Origin of the sequence: Pannonibacter sp. (genome assembly GCF_051860505.1) — a bacterium.
In the GTDB taxonomy this organism is placed as follows: Bacteria; Pseudomonadota; Alphaproteobacteria; order Rhizobiales; family Stappiaceae; genus Pannonibacter.
On the sequence record NZ_JBHYDX010000004.1, the window covers coordinates 40,643 to 57,652 of the forward strand.

16 protein-coding genes and 1 tRNA gene are annotated in these 17,010 nt (G+C 63.0%); 15 read left to right on the plus strand and 2 right to left on the minus strand.

The features are described 5' to 3' along the window. Window positions 1–148: 148 nt before the first annotated feature. The 10 genes from ACTIFE_RS03960 (at window position 149) to ACTIFE_RS04005 (ending at window position 11,038) form a co-directional block, all read left to right on the plus strand. The gene (locus ACTIFE_RS03960; protein ID WP_439527870.1) at window positions 149–604 is read left to right on the plus strand and encodes a DUF2924 domain-containing protein; all 456 of its coding nucleotides are present in this window, start codon (window positions 149–151) and stop codon (window positions 602–604) included. After that, a complete protein-coding gene (locus tag ACTIFE_RS03965; protein WP_439527871.1) occupies window positions 601–1,938 on the plus strand; it encodes a recombinase family protein in 1,338 nt (445 codons plus the stop codon). Before ACTIFE_RS03960 ends, ACTIFE_RS03965 begins: the two co-directional genes overlap by 4 nt. Next, complete coding sequence (locus ACTIFE_RS03970; protein ID WP_439527872.1) at window positions 1,935–2,333, plus strand: hypothetical protein; 399 nt, start codon at window positions 1,935–1,937, stop codon at window positions 2,331–2,333. The genes ACTIFE_RS03965 and ACTIFE_RS03970 overlap by 4 nt, the downstream gene beginning before the upstream one ends. 81 nt (window positions 2,334–2,414) lie before the next feature. After that, window positions 2,415–3,008, plus strand: coding sequence for a restriction endonuclease subunit S (locus ACTIFE_RS03975; protein WP_439527873.1), 594 nt, complete (start codon window positions 2,415–2,417; stop codon window positions 3,006–3,008). Continuing rightward, window positions 3,005–4,522: a type I restriction-modification system subunit M gene (locus tag ACTIFE_RS03980; RefSeq protein WP_439527874.1), complete on the plus strand. Its 1,518-nt coding sequence runs from the start codon at window positions 3,005–3,007 to the stop codon at window positions 4,520–4,522. The genes ACTIFE_RS03975 and ACTIFE_RS03980 overlap by 4 nt, the downstream gene beginning before the upstream one ends. Then, window positions 4,515–5,804 carry a restriction endonuclease subunit S gene (locus ACTIFE_RS03985; RefSeq protein ID WP_439527875.1) on the plus strand — a complete coding sequence of 430 codons (1,290 nt, stop codon included), beginning with the start codon at window positions 4,515–4,517 and terminating at the stop codon, window positions 5,802–5,804. The genes ACTIFE_RS03980 and ACTIFE_RS03985 overlap by 8 nt, the downstream gene beginning before the upstream one ends. Then, window positions 5,794–6,024, plus strand: a complete 231-nt coding sequence (locus tag ACTIFE_RS03990; protein ID WP_439527876.1) for a DUF2188 domain-containing protein — start codon at window positions 5,794–5,796, stop codon at window positions 6,022–6,024. Before ACTIFE_RS03985 ends, ACTIFE_RS03990 begins: the two co-directional genes overlap by 11 nt. Window positions 6,025–6,027: 3 nt before the next feature. Beyond that, on the plus strand, window positions 6,028–7,098 hold the full coding sequence (locus ACTIFE_RS03995) for a DUF4917 family protein (protein WP_439527877.1): 1,071 nt from the start codon (window positions 6,028–6,030) through the stop codon (window positions 7,096–7,098). Next, window positions 7,098–10,325 (plus strand): type I restriction endonuclease subunit R, encoded by a 3,228-nt coding sequence (locus ACTIFE_RS04000; RefSeq protein ID WP_439527878.1) that lies wholly within the window; start codon window positions 7,098–7,100, stop codon window positions 10,323–10,325. Before ACTIFE_RS03995 ends, ACTIFE_RS04000 begins: the two co-directional genes overlap by 1 nt. Beyond that, window positions 10,322–11,038, plus strand: coding sequence for a M48 family metallopeptidase (locus ACTIFE_RS04005; protein WP_439527879.1), 717 nt, complete (start codon window positions 10,322–10,324; stop codon window positions 11,036–11,038). The genes ACTIFE_RS04000 and ACTIFE_RS04005 overlap by 4 nt, the downstream gene beginning before the upstream one ends. A gap of 265 nt (window positions 11,039–11,303) precedes the next feature. On the opposite strand, the gene ACTIFE_RS04010 is transcribed toward ACTIFE_RS04005, so the two are convergent. Continuing rightward, window positions 11,304–11,393: transfer RNA gene (locus ACTIFE_RS04010), tRNA-Ser, on the minus strand. Between the two features lie 497 nt (window positions 11,394–11,890). Between ACTIFE_RS04010 and ACTIFE_RS04015 the strand changes: the two genes are divergently transcribed. From ACTIFE_RS04015 to ACTIFE_RS04035, 5 genes are all read left to right on the plus strand, one after another. After that, window positions 11,891–12,214 (plus strand): hypothetical protein, encoded by a 324-nt coding sequence (locus ACTIFE_RS04015; protein ID WP_439527880.1) that lies wholly within the window; start codon window positions 11,891–11,893, stop codon window positions 12,212–12,214. A gap of 9 nt (window positions 12,215–12,223) precedes the next feature. Next, window positions 12,224–12,907 carry a peptide-methionine (S)-S-oxide reductase MsrA gene (gene msrA / locus ACTIFE_RS04020; RefSeq protein ID WP_439527881.1) on the plus strand — a complete coding sequence of 228 codons (684 nt, stop codon included), beginning with the start codon at window positions 12,224–12,226 and terminating at the stop codon, window positions 12,905–12,907. After that, complete coding sequence (locus ACTIFE_RS04025) at window positions 12,904–13,776, plus strand: hypothetical protein (RefSeq protein WP_439527882.1); 873 nt, start codon at window positions 12,904–12,906, stop codon at window positions 13,774–13,776. Before msrA ends, ACTIFE_RS04025 begins: the two co-directional genes overlap by 4 nt. Window positions 13,777–13,895: 119 nt before the next feature. Further along, complete coding sequence (locus ACTIFE_RS04030; protein WP_439527883.1) at window positions 13,896–14,267, plus strand: hypothetical protein; 372 nt, start codon at window positions 13,896–13,898, stop codon at window positions 14,265–14,267. A gap of 44 nt (window positions 14,268–14,311) precedes the next feature. Beyond that, a complete protein-coding gene (locus tag ACTIFE_RS04035; RefSeq protein ID WP_439527884.1) occupies window positions 14,312–15,730 on the plus strand; it encodes a methyl-accepting chemotaxis protein in 1,419 nt (472 codons plus the stop codon). Between the two features lie 95 nt (window positions 15,731–15,825). Here the strand turns inward: ACTIFE_RS04035 and ACTIFE_RS04040 are convergent, their stop codons facing one another. Then, window positions 15,826–16,905 carry an alpha/beta hydrolase family protein gene (locus ACTIFE_RS04040; protein WP_439527885.1) on the minus strand — a complete coding sequence of 360 codons (1,080 nt, stop codon included), beginning with the start codon at window positions 16,903–16,905 and terminating at the stop codon, window positions 15,826–15,828. Between the last annotated feature and the right edge of the window lie 105 nt (window positions 16,906–17,010).

The following is a 17,010-nucleotide window of genomic DNA, read 5'->3' on the forward strand; positions in this document are numbered from 1 at the left end:
GGGCGGAACTCTGTGCCTTGCTGGCGTTGGGGTTGATGCGGCTTCACGTTAAAAAATCTGCTCAAATTACCGACGAGAATGACAAAAGCTGCCTACACTATTCGGCCGACCAATGCCGTCATGCAACTCCAACCGACCGGAGAAATGCATGAACACGCCCGACCCCATCCCCGCGCGCCTGGCCGCGCTCAAGACCATGCCGACGCCCGACCTGAAGAAGCAGTGGCGGGATCTGTTTGACAGCGAGCCGCCGCCGTTCAACCGGCGCTACCTGGAGTCCCGTCTGGCCTACCGCATCCAGGAACTCGCCTATGGCGGGCTGAAGCCCGAGACGGTCCGGCGGCTAGAGCGGCTGGGCGAGGAACTGGACGGCGGCGACAAGAAGAAGCGCGGCATCCGCGCAGGCCGCGACCGGCCGATTACCGGAACGCGGCTGCTGCGCGAATGGCAGGGCGCGGAGCACATCGTCACCGTCACCGCCGATGGCTTCGAGTGGCAGGGTCGGCCCTACACGTCGCTGTCGGCCATCGCCCGCGCCATCACCGGCACGCGCTGGAATGGCTGGGTGTTCTTCGGCCTCAAGAACCTGCGGGGCCGGAAATGACAAAACTGCAGGAACAATCGAAGACCGCCCGCAAGCTGCGCTGCGCGGTCTACACCCGGAAATCCTCTGAGGAAGGGCTGGAGCAGGAGTTCAACAGCCTGCATGCCCAGCGGGAGGCCTGCGAGGCCTTCATCGCAAGTCAGCGGTCCGAGGGCTGGGTGCTGGTCCGCGACCAGTATGACGACGGCGGCATTTCTGGTGGGACTTTGGAACGCCCCGGCCTGAAGCGACTGATGGCGGACATCGAGGACGGGCTGGTCGACGTGGTGGTGGTCTACAAGATCGACCGCCTCAGCCGCTCGCTGGCCGACTTTGCCAAGCTGGTCGAGGTGTTCGACCGCAATGGCGTGACCTTTGTCTCGGTGACCCAGTCGTTCAACACCACCACCTCCATGGGGCGGCTGACGCTGAACATCCTGCTGTCCTTTGCCCAGTTCGAGCGCGAGGTCACGGCCGAGCGCATCCGCGACAAGGTCGCCGCCAGTCGGAAGAAGGGCATGTGGATGGGCGGGATGCCGCCCTATGGCTACCGGGCCGAGAACAGGAAGCTGGTCATTGACGAAGAGCGCGCCGGTCACGTGCGCTGGATCTTCGCCCGCTTCATCGAGATCGGCTCCGGCACAGTGCTGGCGCGGGAAATCGGTGCCCGGGGCATCCGGTCGGTGCGCGGCAACAGCTTCGACAAGAAGTTCGTCTACCGAACGCTGAACAACCGCGCCTACCTTGGTGAAGCCGTGCACAAGGGCGACAGCTATCCCGGCGAGCATGAGGCGATCATCGACCGCGAGACCTGGGACAAGGTTCACACCATTCTGTCAGAAAGCCCGCGCAAGCGCGCCGCCCGCACCCGTGCCGGAACCCCCGCGCTGCTGAAAGGCCTGCTGTTCGGGCCTGATGGTGCAGCGTTCTCGCCGAGCCATACGCGCAGCGGCGACAAGCTCTACCGCTACTACGTCAGCCAGACCGTCCTGCAACACGGGGCCGGCTCCTGTCCGGTGGGCCGTGTGCCCGCTGGCGAGATCGAGGCGGCGGTCATCGAACAGCTGCGCGCCGTTTTCCGCCAGCCGGAGATCGTCACCGGGACGGGGAGGGCGCTGCGCACCGCAGTGAGCAGCCTCAGCGAGGACGAGGCGCGCAAGGCCTTGCAGCAGCTGGATCCGCTGTGGGACGAACTGTTCCCCGCCGAACAGGCGCGTATCGTGGGGTTGCTGGTCGAGCGTGTCGATGTTGGTCTCGGCGGTCTGAGCCTGCGCCTGCGCCGTGATGGCCTTGTCGGGCTCGTGGCAGAGTTGGCGCGGCACGACGCAAGCAAGTCAAAGGATCAAGCGGCATGACCAGAGCCGGGACCGCGATGTCGTCCACCTCCGATACCCTGACGCTGCATGTGCCGTTTCGGCTCATCAAGCGCGGTGGCCGGAAGGAAATCCGGGTGCCGGACGGCAGCGCAGAACCGCCGCGCAAGGACGACGCCCTCGTCAAGGCGCTGGCCCGTGCGTTCCGATGGAAGCGGATGCTCGAGGCAGGCGACTTCGCCACCCTGACCGATCTTGCCCGCCATGAGGGCGTCACTCCATCCTTCGTCACCCGCATCCTCCGCCTGACCCTGCTCGCGCCGGACCTCGTCGAGGCGATCCTGGACGGGAAGCAGGGGCCGAAGGTAACGCTGGCACAAGGACTGGAGCCGTTCCCCCTAGCATGGCAGCTGCAGGGCACGCATTTTTCTCTGTAGGACAAAAACTGCATTGCGGGCGATTGACTCGCCGGATGAGATAACCTAGATCTCTGTAAGCGCCTTACAGAGGATTTTTCCATGCGGCTCGCGGAGCTCTCTGACATTCACTCCGGTTACACGGCACGTGGCAGGCTCGAACCACTGCCTGAGGGCGGCGTGCCGGCGCTGCAGCTGCGTGATGTCGGGACGGAAGGCGCGGCACCGGGCCCAGACTTCCAACGATACGATCTGGGCAAGCTGTCCGACAGATACTTTGTCCGTGGCGGCGAGGTCGTGTTTCGCTCGCGCGGCGAGCCGAACGCTGCGGCTGCAATTTGCGATCCGCTTCCGGAGCCTGCCGTGGTCATCGTTCCGCTGGTGATCGTTCGACCCGACCGGCGGCGAATTCTTCCAGAATACTTGGCGTGGGCGATCAACCATCCCGACGCACAGCGCAGGCTCGGCGCGGAGGCGCAGGGCACAAGTCTCAGGATGATCCCGATGGCGGCCCTCGAAAACCTCCAGATAGCCGTGCCCGACCTGCAGACGCAGAAACGTATCGTCGATCTCGACGCCCTCGCACGGCAGGAAGGGCGGTTGCTTCGGCAGCTCGCCGCTCGCCGGGAAACACTCGTAAGCGCCATTCTCGGCGATGCTGCCAAGGCTGCCGACCAGAAGGAAATTGCCCGATGAGCGACCGGATCACCCAGGATCAGATCAACAGCGCCGCGTGGGCCGCCTGCGACAGCTTCCGCGGCGCCGTCGATCCCGCGCAGTACAAGGACTACATCCTCGTGATGTTGTTCCTGAAGTATATTTCGGACCTCTGGAACGACCACCTCGAGACCTACCGCAAGCAGTATGGCGACGACGAGGCACGCATTCGCCGGCGCCTCGAGCGCGAGCGCTTCATCCTGCCTGAGGGCGCCAGCTTCTACGACCTCTACGCCCAGCGGAACGAGGCCAACATCGGCGAGCTGATCAACATCGCGCTGGAGAAGATCGAGGACGCGAACCGGGCAAAACTCGAGGGCGTCTTCCGCAACATCGACTTCAACTCCGAGGCCAATCTCGGCCGCCCGAAGGATCGCAACCGCCGCCTCAAGAACCTCCTTGAGGACTTCGCCAAGCCCGCACTCGACCTGCGCCCGTCGCGGGTGACCGAGGACATCATCGGCGAATGCTACATCTACCTGATCTCGCGTTTCGCCTCGGACGCCGGGAAGAAGGCGGGCGAGTTCTACACGCCCACCGCCGTCTCGCGCCTGCTCGCCAAGCTGGCCGCGCCGCAGCCCGGCAACACGATCTGCGATCCCGCCTGCGGCTCCGGCTCGCTGCTGATCCAGGCCTCGCAGGAAGTCGGCTCCGAAAACTTCGCCCTCTACGGGCAAGAGGTGAACGGGGCGACCTGGGCGCTGGCCCGCATGAACATGTTCCTGCACGCGAAGGACGCGGCCCGCATCGAATGGTGCGACACGCTCAACAGCCCCGCGCTGGTCGAGGGCGACCACCTGATGCGCTTCGACGTGGTGCTTGCCAATCCGCCGTTCTCGCTCGACAAGTGGGGCGCGGAGGATGCGGACAGCGACCAGTACAAGCGCTTCTGGCGTGGCGTGCCGCCCAAGTCCAAGGGCGACTACGCCTTCATCACCCACATGATCGAAATCGCGAAGCGCCAGTCCGGCCGCGTGGCGGTGATCGTGCCCCATGGCGTGTTGTTCCGGGGCGGGGCCGAGGGGCGTATCCGCCAGCAGCTGATCGAGGAGAACCTGCTCGACGCTGTCGTCGGCCTGCCCGCCAACCTCTTCACCACCACGGGGATCCCGGTCGCCATCCTCATCTTCGACCGCTCGCGCGAGGAAGGCGGCGCGAATGCCGGCCGCCGCGACGTGCTGTTCATCGACGCCAGCCGCGAGTTCACGCCGGGCAAGACCCAGAACGTGATGGACGAGGCGCATGTGGCCAAGGTGCTGGAGACCTACGCCACCCGCGCCGAGGTCGCGCGGTATTCGCATCGGGCCAGCCCCGAGGAGATCGCCGGGAACGGCTACAACCTCAACATCCCCCGCTACGTCGACACCTTCGAGGCGGAGGACGAGATCGACGTCGCCGCAGTGCAGAAGGACATCCTGCGAATTGAGGCCGAGCTGGCCGAGGTACGTGCGAAGATGGCCGAGTATCTGAAGGAGCTCGGCGTCGATGCTTAAGGCGGCAGAAGAATGCTCGCCCAAGCGAGAGGGTTACAAAGAAACCAAGATCGGCCTGCTCCCGACGGGCTGGGACGTCGTGAGCTTAGAGGAGATCAGCGAGTCCAGCGCACCAATTCGCTACGGTGTCGTGCAGATCGGGCCAGACACGCCGGGTGGAGTCCCCATCGTGCCGATCAAACACATTCGGCGCATCGGAGACGTCGTACTTCATCGTGCGTCGCCCGAAATCGAAGGCCAATACAAGGGCAGCCGGGTCCAGGGCGGCGACCTCCTGCTGTCGGTCAAGGGTACGATTGGCGAAGTTGGCGTCGTACCTGAAGGCTTCGACGGGAACATCGCACGCGAGATCGCGCGGATTCGTCCAAAGCCTTGCTGTGACGCGCAGTTCCTCTCATTGCAAATCCAAGCGCCACAGACCCAGAGACGAATAGACAACCTTGTAGTTGGCTCGACGCGCCTAGAGTTTTCGATCCACGCGGTCCGGGACTTCATGGTGGCGCTTCCCCCACTCCCCGAACAGCGCAAGATCGCCGAGATCCTGCGGACCTGGGACGAGGCGCTCGAACAGCTCACCGCCCTCCGCGCGGCGAAGGAAAAACGCCTCGTAGGCCTTCGTGCAGCCCTCTTGTTCGGAGAGCTCCGCCTGAACGGCCAGCGGCGCAACTGGGTGCCGACGCGCCTCGGCGCGGTGACCCATGAATTGACAAAACGGAACGGGGCCAAGGGGCTTGGCCGGGACTTTGTGATGGGCGTCACGAAGGCCGAAGGCGTCGTCCCCATGCGGGAGCAGACCATCGCGGGCGACATCAGCCGCTACAAGCGCCTGCCGCCCCGTGCCTTCGCCTACAACCCGATGCGCATCAACGTCGGCTCAATCGCGATGAACGAGCGCGAAGACGAGGTGCTTGTCAGTCCCGATTACGTCGTCTTCGCGTGCAACGCGGGCGGGCTCGACCCCGACTATCTCGACCACCTGCGCAAGACGTCATGGTGGGCCCACTACATCAACAGCGGCGGCTCTGGCAGCGTGCGGCAGCGGACCTACTACGACGACCTCGCCGCACTGAAACTGCCCTTGCCTGAACTCGACGAGCAAAAGGCCATCGCCACCGTCCTGAACACCGCGCGCGCCGACCTGGCCGCAACAGAGCGCGAGATCGAGGCCGTCACGCTGCAAAAGCGCGGCCTGATGCAGAAGCTCCTGACGGGCGAATGGCGCGTGCCGCTAGACCCCTCCGAACCCTCAGCAAGCACCGAGGAGACCGAACATGCCAGATAAGAAGAACTACTGGACCCAGCAGCGCCCGGACGGGAAGTGGGAGTCCAAGCGCGAAGGCGCGACGCGTGCCAGCAAGGTCACGGACACCCAGTCAGATGCCTGGGTCCATTCCCGCGAGAAGGCCGCTGAAACCAAGGGGGAGGCCTTCCTGAAGGGCCGCGACGGCAAGATCCGTGAGCGGAACACCTATGGAAAAGACCCCTATCCACCGAAAGGGTGACGCATGGCAGACATCCTGACATTCGATGAAGCCATTGAGCATTCAGCGCAATTCAAGAAGCGGCACTTGTTGCTCGGCAACGGTTTCAGCATTGCCTGTCGTCCGAAGATCTTTACATACGGCTCGCTGTTTGAGCAGGCGGATTTTTCATCGGCGCCCCGCCTGCCTGAAGTATTTGACGCAGTCGGAACGACGGACTTCGAGCATATTATCAAGATGTTGGAGGACGCTTCGCGTGTCGTCCCCGTCTATTCAAAGGAGGCAACGGAGGCGGCCGCTCAAATGGCTGCAGATGCCGAAGCTCTGAAAGACATCCTCATTCAGACGGTGGCCAACAACCACCCCAATATTCCGAATGAGATCAACGACGAGCAATTCTGGGCATGCCGCCGGTTCCTGGCTCACTTCCTTGGGGATGGGAACAAAGACGGAAAGGTTTACACCCTAAATTACGACCTCTTGCTCTACTGGACCTTGATGCACGAGGATATGGGTTTCGACGATCCCATCAGCCTTGCTGCCAACGATGGCTTTGGCCGCGACGAGGACACGGAGCCGGAATATGTGAACTGGATGGGCGAGAGCGGCGCGCACGGACAGCGCGTTCATTACCTCCACGGCGCTTTGCACCTGTTCGATGCTGGTGCGGAACTCCAGAAATACACTTGGGTCAACACTGGGAAACCCCTGCTTGAGCAAGCTCGCGAAGCCATGGGAGCGCGCAAGTTCCCGCTTTTCGTAGCCGAAGGCAAAAGCAATCAGAAGCTGGCCAAGATCAAACACAGCGCCTACTTGCACCATTCATACAAGAGCTTCTCCTCGCAAATGGGTCAGAGGAATGATGCGCTCTTCATATTTGGGCATAGCCTGGCCGAGAACGACCAGCACATTCTGAAGAAGATTGCGCGCGGCAAGGTCGGGCAGATCTACGTCGGTCTCTATGGCGATCCCAATAGTGATGGCAACAAGGCGATCAGGTCGGCTGCGAACGCCCTTGGGGCTCACCGTGATGAACGTGTCCCGCTGTCTGTTGCGTTCTTCGATGCCGGATCCGCCCAGGTGTGGGGGGCGTGATGGATCGAGGCCATGGGTTCGATACCCGCGAGAAACACCAGTCCCAGGTTCCGGCGCTGCAGCTGCTCGTGGCGCTGGGGTTCACCCCGCTCTCGCAGGAGGAGGTGCTTCGCCTGCGTGGCGGGCGTCTGCGGAATGTGGTGCTGGACGATGTGCTCGCCGAGCAACTCATGCGCATCAACCGCTTCACGCATCGAGGCCGTGAATACGGATTTGACCTCGAGGACGCGCACGAGGCGATGCGGCGGCTCAAGCCCACTCCAGATCGGCTGAAGGGGCTACGCGGGACGAACCAGGACATCTATGACACGCTCGTGCTCGGCACGACGATCACGAAGTCCATCGACGGCGACTCGAAGAGCTACTCGTTCCGCTACATCGATTGGGAACGGCCGGAGAACAACGTCTTCCATGTCACCGCCGAGTTCTCTGTCGAAAGGAGCGCGTCGAGCCAGACGAAGCGCTGCGACATCGTTGCGTTCGTGAACGGCATCCCAATCCTGGTGATCGAGAACAAGCGGCCGACAGAGAGCCTGAAGAAGGCGGACAGCCAGCTGATCGGCTACCAGAACGAGGACAATATCCCGCAGCTCTTCCACTTCGCTCAGCTGCTGATCGGCATGAACCGGAACGAGGCGCGTTACGCGACCGTAGGGACGCCGCGGAAGTTCTGGCAGACCTGGCGCGACGAGGAAGACACCGACGAGGCCATCGCGCCCTTTGCGAACCGCGTCCTCACCGCAGCGGAGAAGGACGCCATCTTCTCCAGTGATTTCGCGGGCGCTCGCGCCTATTTCGAGGCGATGGCCGCCGAAGGCGACCGCGCGGTCACGGTTCAGGACCGGACGGTGTACGCGCTGTGCCGCCCCGAGCGACTGCTCGATCTCATCCGCCGTTTCACCGTATTCGATGGCGGCGTCCGCAAGGTTGCCCGCCACCAGCAGTTCTTCGGGATCCGGCGCGCCGTCGAGACCGTCAAGCAGCATGATATGAGCGGCGCCCGCAAGGGCGGCGTGATCTGGCATACCCAGGGCTCGGGCAAGTCGCTGACCATGGTGATGCTAGGGCGCTCGCTTGCTCTCGAGCGCAGCATCGAGAACCCGCGGATCATCATCGTCACGGACCGCGACGATCTCGACAAGCAGATCAAGGACACCTTCAAGTCCTGTGACCTCGAGCCGGTCCGCGCGACGAGTGGGGCGCATCTGCTGGAGCTCGTCCACAACAAGGCTCCGCTGGTCACCACAATCATCAACAAGTTCGACACGGCGCTGAAGAACAGCAAGCTGGCGGACGACGATCCGAACATCTTCGTGCTGGTGGACGAGAGCCACAGGACTCAGACGGGGCGCTACGGCGGCCACAGCCAGTTCGCCGCCAAGATGCGCCGCCTCATTCCAAAGGCCTGCTACCTCGGCTTCACCGGCACGCCCCTGCTGAAGAAGGAGAAGAACACGCTGTCGACCTTCGGGCGGCTCATCCACCGCTACGCTATCGACGAGGCGATCGCCGACGGTGCCGTCGTGCCGCTGCTCTACGAGGGACGGCTCGTTGAGCAGCAGGTCTCGGGCGCCGTTGTCGACCGCTGGTTCGACAAGATCAGCGAAGGGCTGACCGAGAACCAGAAGCGCGATCTGAAGCGGAAGTTCTCCCGGATGGACGCCCTGGCCAAGACTGATCAGGCCATCCGAGCCAAGGCGTTCGACATCTCCGAGCATTATCGCCAGCACTGGCAGGGGACCGGCTTCAAGGCGCAGCTCGTTGCCCCCTCGAAGGCCGCGGCAGTCCGCTTCAAGGAGGTTCTCGACGAGATCGGCCACGTATCGAGCGCGATCGTCATCTCGCCGCCGGACGAGAACGAGGGCAACGAGGAGGTCGACCAGGAATCCAAGGACCTCGTGCGGAAATTTTGGTCGTCAATGATGGCGCGGTACAAGACCGAGGAAGAGTACAACCGCCAGATCATCGACGCCTTCAAGGGCTCCGGCGATCCCGAGATCCTGATCGTCGTCTCCAAGCTCCTCACCGGCTTCGACGCGCCCCGTAACACGGTCCTTTACGTCTGCAAGTCCCTGAAGGAACATAACCTCCTGCAGGCGATTGCGCGCGTGAACCGCCTGTACGAGGACGGTGGCACGGAGAAGCAGTTCGGCTTCATCATCGACTACGAAGGGTTGCTGGGCGAGCTCGACAGCGCCCTGACGACCTATAGCGCATTCGAGGGGTACGAGGCGGCGGACCTCGCCGAGACGGTGCATGACGTCCGCGAGGAGATCCGCAAGCTGCCCCAGCTGCACGATCAGCTCTGGGACCTGTTCAAGCCGGTCAGGAACAAGAAGGACATGGAGCAGTTCGAGCAGCACCTTGCCGACGAGTCGCTTCGCCATGAGTTCTACGCACGCCTCAAGGCTTTCAGCCGGTGCCTGCACATATCGCTCTCGTCGGACAAGCTGTTCGATGTCTTCGACGAGGCCAAGGTCGACGCCCTGAAGCGGGACTGGAAGCAGTTCTCCGAACTTAAGCGCTCGGTCCAGCTCCGCTACCAGGAGACGGTCGATGTCCGCGAGTTCGAGCCGAAGATCCAGAAGCTGCTAGATGACCATGTCGTGGCAATGCCTGCCGAGACCATCATCGAGGTGATGAACATCAACGATCCTGATGCGCTGAAGGCGGTCGTCGAGGAGACGGGCGTCTCAGAAGCCTCGAGGGCGGACCGCATCGCCAGCGCCACCCGGCGGGCAATCACCGAGAAGATGGATGAGGACCCGACGTTCTACAAACAGTTCTCCGAACTGCTCGAAGAGACCATTCGCGCCTATCGCGAGAAGCGGCTCTCCGAGCGCGAGTACCTGAACAGCGTCGTGGACCTCGCGAGTAAGGTGGCGCGCAAGGATCGGGGCCGGGATGTTCCCGAAAGCATCCGGGGCGATGAGGATGCACAGGCGTTCTTCGGCATCCTGGGAGGTCAGCTCAAGATCAAAGACGATGAGCCGGTGTCCGGCGACGAAGCAGCATCCATCGCCGTGGAGATCATCGACATCATCAAGTCCCACCTGATCGTCGACATCTGGTCGAACGAAGTGGCCCAGAACAAACTGCGCAATGCCATCGATGACTACTTCTTCGACGTTCTGCGTGACGAGAGGGGTGTCGACCTGCCCGTGCAGGTGCTCGACGATCTCGAACTCAAGATCATGGATCTTGCTCGGGCCCGGTTCGCGGCATGACGCGGGAACTGCACTGCCTGCAGTACGGCGAGCAGGAGATCCGGTACGAGATCGTCCGCCGTCCGAGGAAGACGCTAGAGATCGCTGTCGAGCCCGATGCTTCGGTGGTGATCGCGGCCCCGGAGGACGCGACGCTCGCCGCCATAGAAGCCAAGCTGCGGAAGCGCGCAGCATGGGTGACACGGCAGCAGCGGTACTTCGCCCAGTTCCTGCCGCGGACGCCGGAGCGCAGGTTCGTCGCCGGAGAAACGCGTCTCTACCTAGGGCGCCAGTACCGGCTGAAGGTCGTCCCGCATGTCCAGGAAAGCGTGAAGCTGATCCGCGGCTTCATCGTTGTGCAGACACACCGGCCGACCAGGCCGGAGGTGACGCGCGAACTGGTCGAGGCATGGTATCGAGACCGAGCGCACATCAAGTTTCCGGAGAGGATCGAAATCTGCCTCGGCCTCTTTCCGGATCCCGAGGCATTTCGGCCGAAGGGGTTCATCGTTCGCCAGATCCGGCAAAGATGGGGGTCGATGTCACCAGCGGGACGCCTGCTGCTGAACCGCCGCCTCGTACAGGCGCCGGTCGACGCCATAGACTATGTCATCACCCACGAGCTTTGCCATGTGGCCGAGCCACATCACGGTGCTGCCTTTTTCGAGCTACTCGACAAGGTGATGCCCGATTGGGAGCGTCGGAAGCAGAGGCTGGAAAGGGCCATGGCCTGAGAACTTCCGAACCCGGTCGCGGTAGACGCAAACGCGACTCTAATCCAAGCAATTTCAGCGGTTTGAAATTTCTCTTCTGCTACAATAACTTACGAGAAATTCACCAAAACCGCGTAGTCATGAGGTCCGGAGAATATCGGCCCGGAGAGACCGCTTTCGGCCTCCCGGCGCAGGGGCCAGTGCTCAGGCCCTCCCGCATAACCCTCGAAAACAACGGAAAAATCCGGGCGCAGCCGGATCGGGAGAACGCTTTCTCAAGGGCAAATGGCGGACAGAGAGGGATTCGAACCCTCGATACGGTTTCCCGTATACACGCGTTCCAGGCGTGCGCCTTCAACCACTCGGCCACCTGTCCATTCTTCAGCGGCGGGCCGCTCAAGGTGGGCGGAATATACTCAGGACGCCGGGGAGCGCAAGAACTCTTGTGAAGTTTTTTTCGTCCAGCTTCGCCAGCCGGCGGAATGGCTGGAAAACCCTTGCAAAAACCATGGGAAAAGCCAGTGCCGGACTTGTGCGTTGCCGCGATTGGACCGGCAAACTAGCTATAGTGGCATGAGCGCTTCAACGGGCGCTATTCGCTGTGCCGGGCAGGGTGGAAGGCCTGGCCGATCGTCATCAGAGGTCCGGCCTGGGTTCGGCCCGGGTCTGGCCTGAAACCTGGCCTGGCTGAACTGTCCTGGAGTGGTGCATCGCGCTCGTGCGGCGGCCAAGATGCTTGGGGGGCAGGCTGCGATGTCCCGGTCTGCCCGGGGCCTGAAAAGCCCGGCGCCGGGCCGGAGTGCTGCCTGGACGTGGCGGGGCGGCGTTACCGGGCTGGCTCTGGTGCATGTGCAAATGCCGGGAGGACTTTTAATGTTTGCTGTCTTGCGTGCCCTGCTCAGGCTCTCGGGTTATTTTCTGCTCGGCATCGCAGTTGTTGCCGCCGTTGTTGACGGCAGCAAATCGATCGCTGCGGCCGCCTTTGCCTATACGCCGGTGGGTCAGGTCTGGTTCGAACTGGCGCCAGCCTCGCTGAACATTGCGCAGGCGGCAATCCAGCGCCATGTCAGCCCGGTGTTGTGGGATCCTGTGATCCAGACGCTGCTTGGGTGGCCCGTGTGGGTGGTTCTGCCGCCGCTCGCCGTTGCGCTGCTCATTCTGGGCATGCGCCGCCGCCCGGCCGTGCCGTCGGTCTGAGAGGTTGCAATGTCCTTCATGCGTCTTCTGAGCCAGAAGTTTACCTTGCCAACCGCAGCAGACGCCTTGCCGGGCCGGCCGGACGTTTTTGTGCCGCAGCTGGATCATGCCGTGCTGGGTCATGCCCTTGGCGGCGCCGTTCCGGATGGCTACCGGACTGTGCTTTTCGGCATGGGTTGCTACTGGGGGGCAGAAAAGCGCTTCTGGTCGGTGCCGGGCGTCCATGTCACGGCAGCAGGCTACGCTGGCGGCCTGACACCCAATCCAACTGGCAACGAAGTGGCCACGGGCCGCACGGGCCATGCCGAAGTCGTTCGCGTGGTTTATGATCCCGCATGTGTGTCCTTGCGCAGGATGCTGGCCGTGTTCTGGGAAGGTCATGATCCGACAGAGGGCATGCGGCAGGGCGATGACATCGGCACCCAGTTCCGTTCGATGGTCCTGGTTCCTGATCAAGAGGATCTGGCTCTCGCAGAGGCTTCCCGCGCGGCTTATGCAAAGGCACTTGCAACAGCCGGGCATCCACGCGCCATCACGACGATCCTCGCCGTCGACACGAGGTTTTATTTCGCCGAAGCCTATCAGCAGCAGCATCTTGCCCGTGTGGAGGGCGCGACTTGCGGAACGCGCGGCTGCGGCGTGCCGGCAGGACCGTTTTTTGAGGACAGCGGTCTTGAAGGGACCCACGGATGAACAGGGAAGATGATTTGCGCAAGCGGCTCGAACAGGAGTTGGCACGGCCGGGCCAGGAAATGGAAGATGGGGACGAGGCAAGGGCGGTGCCTGTGCGGGCATCGCACGCCCGGCTGCAGGATCCGTTCGGCATGCGCCTTCGCGCCAATCTGCTACAGGCCGTGATCGAAGCGCGCCATGTGTTGGCCGATCTGCGGCTGCCGCTGTCGGTCCGTGTTGCCAAGGCGCGGCTGGCGGTGCGGCGGGCACGGTTGCTGTTGAAAGTGTGCCGGGACAGCCTCGGTCCATCATACGCGGCGCGGGCTGCGCGGTTGAAACTCTGCGCAGGCGCCTTGAAAATGCTGGATGCCGAACCGCAGCGGGCACCGGTCGGACTGGTGTTGACGACGGATTTGCCGGCACTTGAGGAGGACCGTCGGATCGCCGAACTGGACGGTCTCTTGCGCCGCTGCGAAGTGGATGCGGTCAGCCTTGCGCCCGGACTGATTGACGCAGTCGGCGCGGCGCAGGCCTTGGCAAAGGCGCGGCGCCAAAGTCTCTCCCGCGCAAGGTCTGCGCTGTCCACCCGGGAGCCGGATTTGTGCCGACGCTGGCTAAAGTCATTGCGCCGTCAGGCAGAAATGGCCCGTGTGCTGGCGGCCGAATGGCGCGGGGACAGCCCCCTCTCGTCGCTGCAGATCAACGCTCAAGCCGAGGATCTGGCGAGATATCTCAAGGTTGATGCGCTGTATCGCAGGTTGTGCGCGCAAAAGGCCAATGGTGCAGTTCCCCTGGCATCACCCGAAGCGGTCTGGCTCGAACGCAAGGCATTGTGGCGCCGGATTCGGGATCGGCAGCGTACGGTGCTCGATCGGGGAAGTGGGCTCTAGGATTCCGTTTAAGGACAACGGACCGACAACTGGCCGAGTGGTGCAACTTTCACCTGTCTTCCGGAGTTGTTAACCAAGGTCGTGTGATTCTCCTTGCGTCACCGCCTTGGTTGAAACACATGCGCCCCGCAGCCCCATCGACATCAAATCCGGTCTCCGGTCTTGGACGCAGCCTGATCGGGCTGTACTTCGTCGTGGCCTGCGGATTGATGGGTGCGGCAGTTCTGGCTCCCGTTCAGGGCAGCCAGGTGGCCGTGTTTACATGGGCGGGGGCGGCGAATGCTGCGCAGATTGTTGCGCGGGCAAACGGGCAATTGCTGTTGATCTCGGCGAATGGCCGGGTTGCCGTAACACCTACTTCAGCAGCTGGCGATATCGGTGCACTCTATGACGCTGGTGCCAGTCTGGTGACGGCGGCGTGGTTCGCGAAAGCCTGTGTGGCGTTGAATGTGGCTGGACTGTCTGTTGAAACAAGCGAGGTAGCGAGATGATGAGCGGATTGGAGAATATTCGCGAGGCTTTCGCGAAAGCATTGATGTTTTTTATCTGGTTCAACGTCTTGCTTGTGATCGGAACGGCGCTGTCAAACGATGCTGTTGCCAGCGTCGCAATTGCAGGTATTGCGCTTCTGTTTGGAACCGTGGCAACCGGAACCTGGATGAAATGCGGCACGGCAGCGGAAACGCGGATCGTGTCGGCAATTTCGCTGGCCGGGCTGGTGGCCCTGTTCGTTGCAGCGCTGGGAGGGGGCGATCCGGCTTCGTCCTTCCAGCTTGATGGCCACATGTATTTCTTCGCCGTTCTCGCCATTCTGGCGGGCTGGGTCGACTGGCGTGCCCTGGTTGCCTATGCCGGCGTCGTCGCAGTTCATCACCTCGTGCTGAATTTTGCCCTGCCGATGGCCGTGTTCCCGGCTGGAGCAAATTTTGGCCGCGTTGTGTTTCATGCGGTCATTGTCGTGGTCGAGGTCGGCGCGCTTTGGTGGCTGACCGATCAGTTGTCGAAGGCCTTCCAGGAGGCAGGAGCGGCTCTTGACGCGGCTGAAGCGGCGCAAGGCACCGCCCAGGCAGCGCAAACGGCAATGGAGGAACAATCTCACCGCAACGGCGAACGGCAAAAAGCCGTCATCGCCCGCATTGCGAGCTTTCGCAATGAGATTGAAGCCCTGCTTACCGGTGTTTCTGATCGCAGCCGCCAGATGCGTGAAGCCTCGTCCCAGCTCGGCACTTTGATTTCCGGCACCGCCAGCCAGGCGGCCACGGCAGCAGCCGCCTCGGACAAGGCATCTGACAATGTTCAGACGGTGTCTGCAGCGGCAGAGGAACTGTCCTCGTCCATCTCCGAGATATCTCGTCAGGTTGCGCAGACAACCCAGATTGTCGCCAGGGCGACGGAAGGGGCGCAGACATCCAATTCCAAGGTCGCCAGTCTCGCCAATGCCGCCAGCCGGATTGGTGAGGTCGTCACACTCATTCAGGCAATTGCCGAGCAGACCAACCTTCTGGCGCTGAATGCGACAATTGAGGCGGCCAGAGCCGGCGAGGCCGGACGCGGTTTTGCCGTTGTCGCCGCCGAAGTGAAAGAACTGGCCACGCAGACCTCGAAGGCGACGGAGGAGATCGGGGCGCAGATTACCGCAATCCAGGCTGAAACCAAGGGGGCAGTCGAGGCCATCGGGGCCATTGCACTGACCATGGAGGACGTCAACCGCTACACCGGCGCCATTGCTGCGGCGGTAGAGGAGCAGGGAGCGGCAACCGCCGAAATCTCGCGCAACGTTGCCCAGGCAGCCAATGGTACGGAGCTGGTTGCCAGCAACGTCAGCGGCCTTAGCGTTTCGGCCGAACAGACGACCGGGTCCGTATCCAATGTCGCAAGGACTGCGGAAGAACTGGAGCAGGAAGCTGCCCGTATGCGCTCCATGATCGATACGTTCCTGCGCGACGTCGCCTGACCCCGCCAGACGAAACAGGACAACGACCGGCGCCAGGGTGCGCCGGTCTTTCTGTCGGAAGTGGCCGAAGGCCACTCCCTGCATTGGCCGGTTGATCACTTCGCCGCTGGCGGCAAGAGGAAGTCCGAAATCCGGCGCAGCGCCTCGGCGTGGACCTTCGCCCGGTCCGATCCTGCAGGGTCCGCGCAGATCGGATCTTCCCCTTCCGCTTCCAGCAGCTCCGCCGCGCCGGGCTTGCACAGGGCGAGGAAGCTGTAATGATGCGCCGGTGCGATGTAGCTGTGCCTGAAGTCGGGGATCAGCTCCGCGAACTTGCCGCCGCTTGCCCCGACATCCGCCGCGATCGGGATATCGCCGGGCGCCCCCAGGCTGATGACCGCCACCGGAATGCGGATCGCCTTCAAGCTGCCCGCCTTGTAGGACTGCGCCATGGCCGGATCGACGGCCACGCTCCGCGAAATGCGCGGATCGGTCAGCGACTGCTCGAACTCGGCCTGCGGCACGCCGGTCAGGTCCGTTCGGCCCTTGGCGTAGAAGCGGCAATCGACCTTGCCCGGAGCCGGCTCGGCGCAATAGTCCACGAAGGCCTGCTGGCTCGTCTCAGCCCCGGCCAGCGTCAACGCCGTCACCCCGCCCAGCGAAAAGCCGACGACGGAGATCCGGCCCGTATCGATGAGCTGGCCCAGTTCCGGGGTCTGCAACAGGCTGGTAAGCAGCGCGCTGACATCCTCGGCCCGCTCCCAGTGGCGCAGGCTGCGGCGCGGCGAGCTGTCGCCGCTGGTGCTGCCGGGGTGATTGACGCCGGCGACGATAAAGCCCTGTGCCACCAACCCGTTGGCCAGCCAGCTCATGGCGTCGATGTTGTTGCCCGATCCATGCGACAGCAGGACCAGCGGATGTTTGCCGGCCGGATAGGGCGCGCCCATGTTGACCGGGTTGCCGACGAACACCGGATTGTCTCCTACGAGACCGCGATAGGTCTTGCCGCCCGCCGGATACCAGACCGAGGCCATCAGCGGAGCGTCCCGGTGCGCGGCCGCGACCTGCAGCCGTTCGTGTCCTGGATCAAGTCTGTCGGCTGCCCTGGCCGGCCCGGTAAGAGCAAGGATCAGGCAGGCGGATTTCACGAAATGGCGGGTGAAGGTATGGGCGAAGTTGCGAGAAGTGACGGTCATGCTGGTGTCTCCTGTGTCAGCGGGAACGCTTGCATCAGATGACCGGCACATGCCGTTTGTGGCGACCTTGAACCGGATTCAGGTCGCCACGAACCGGATCAAGGA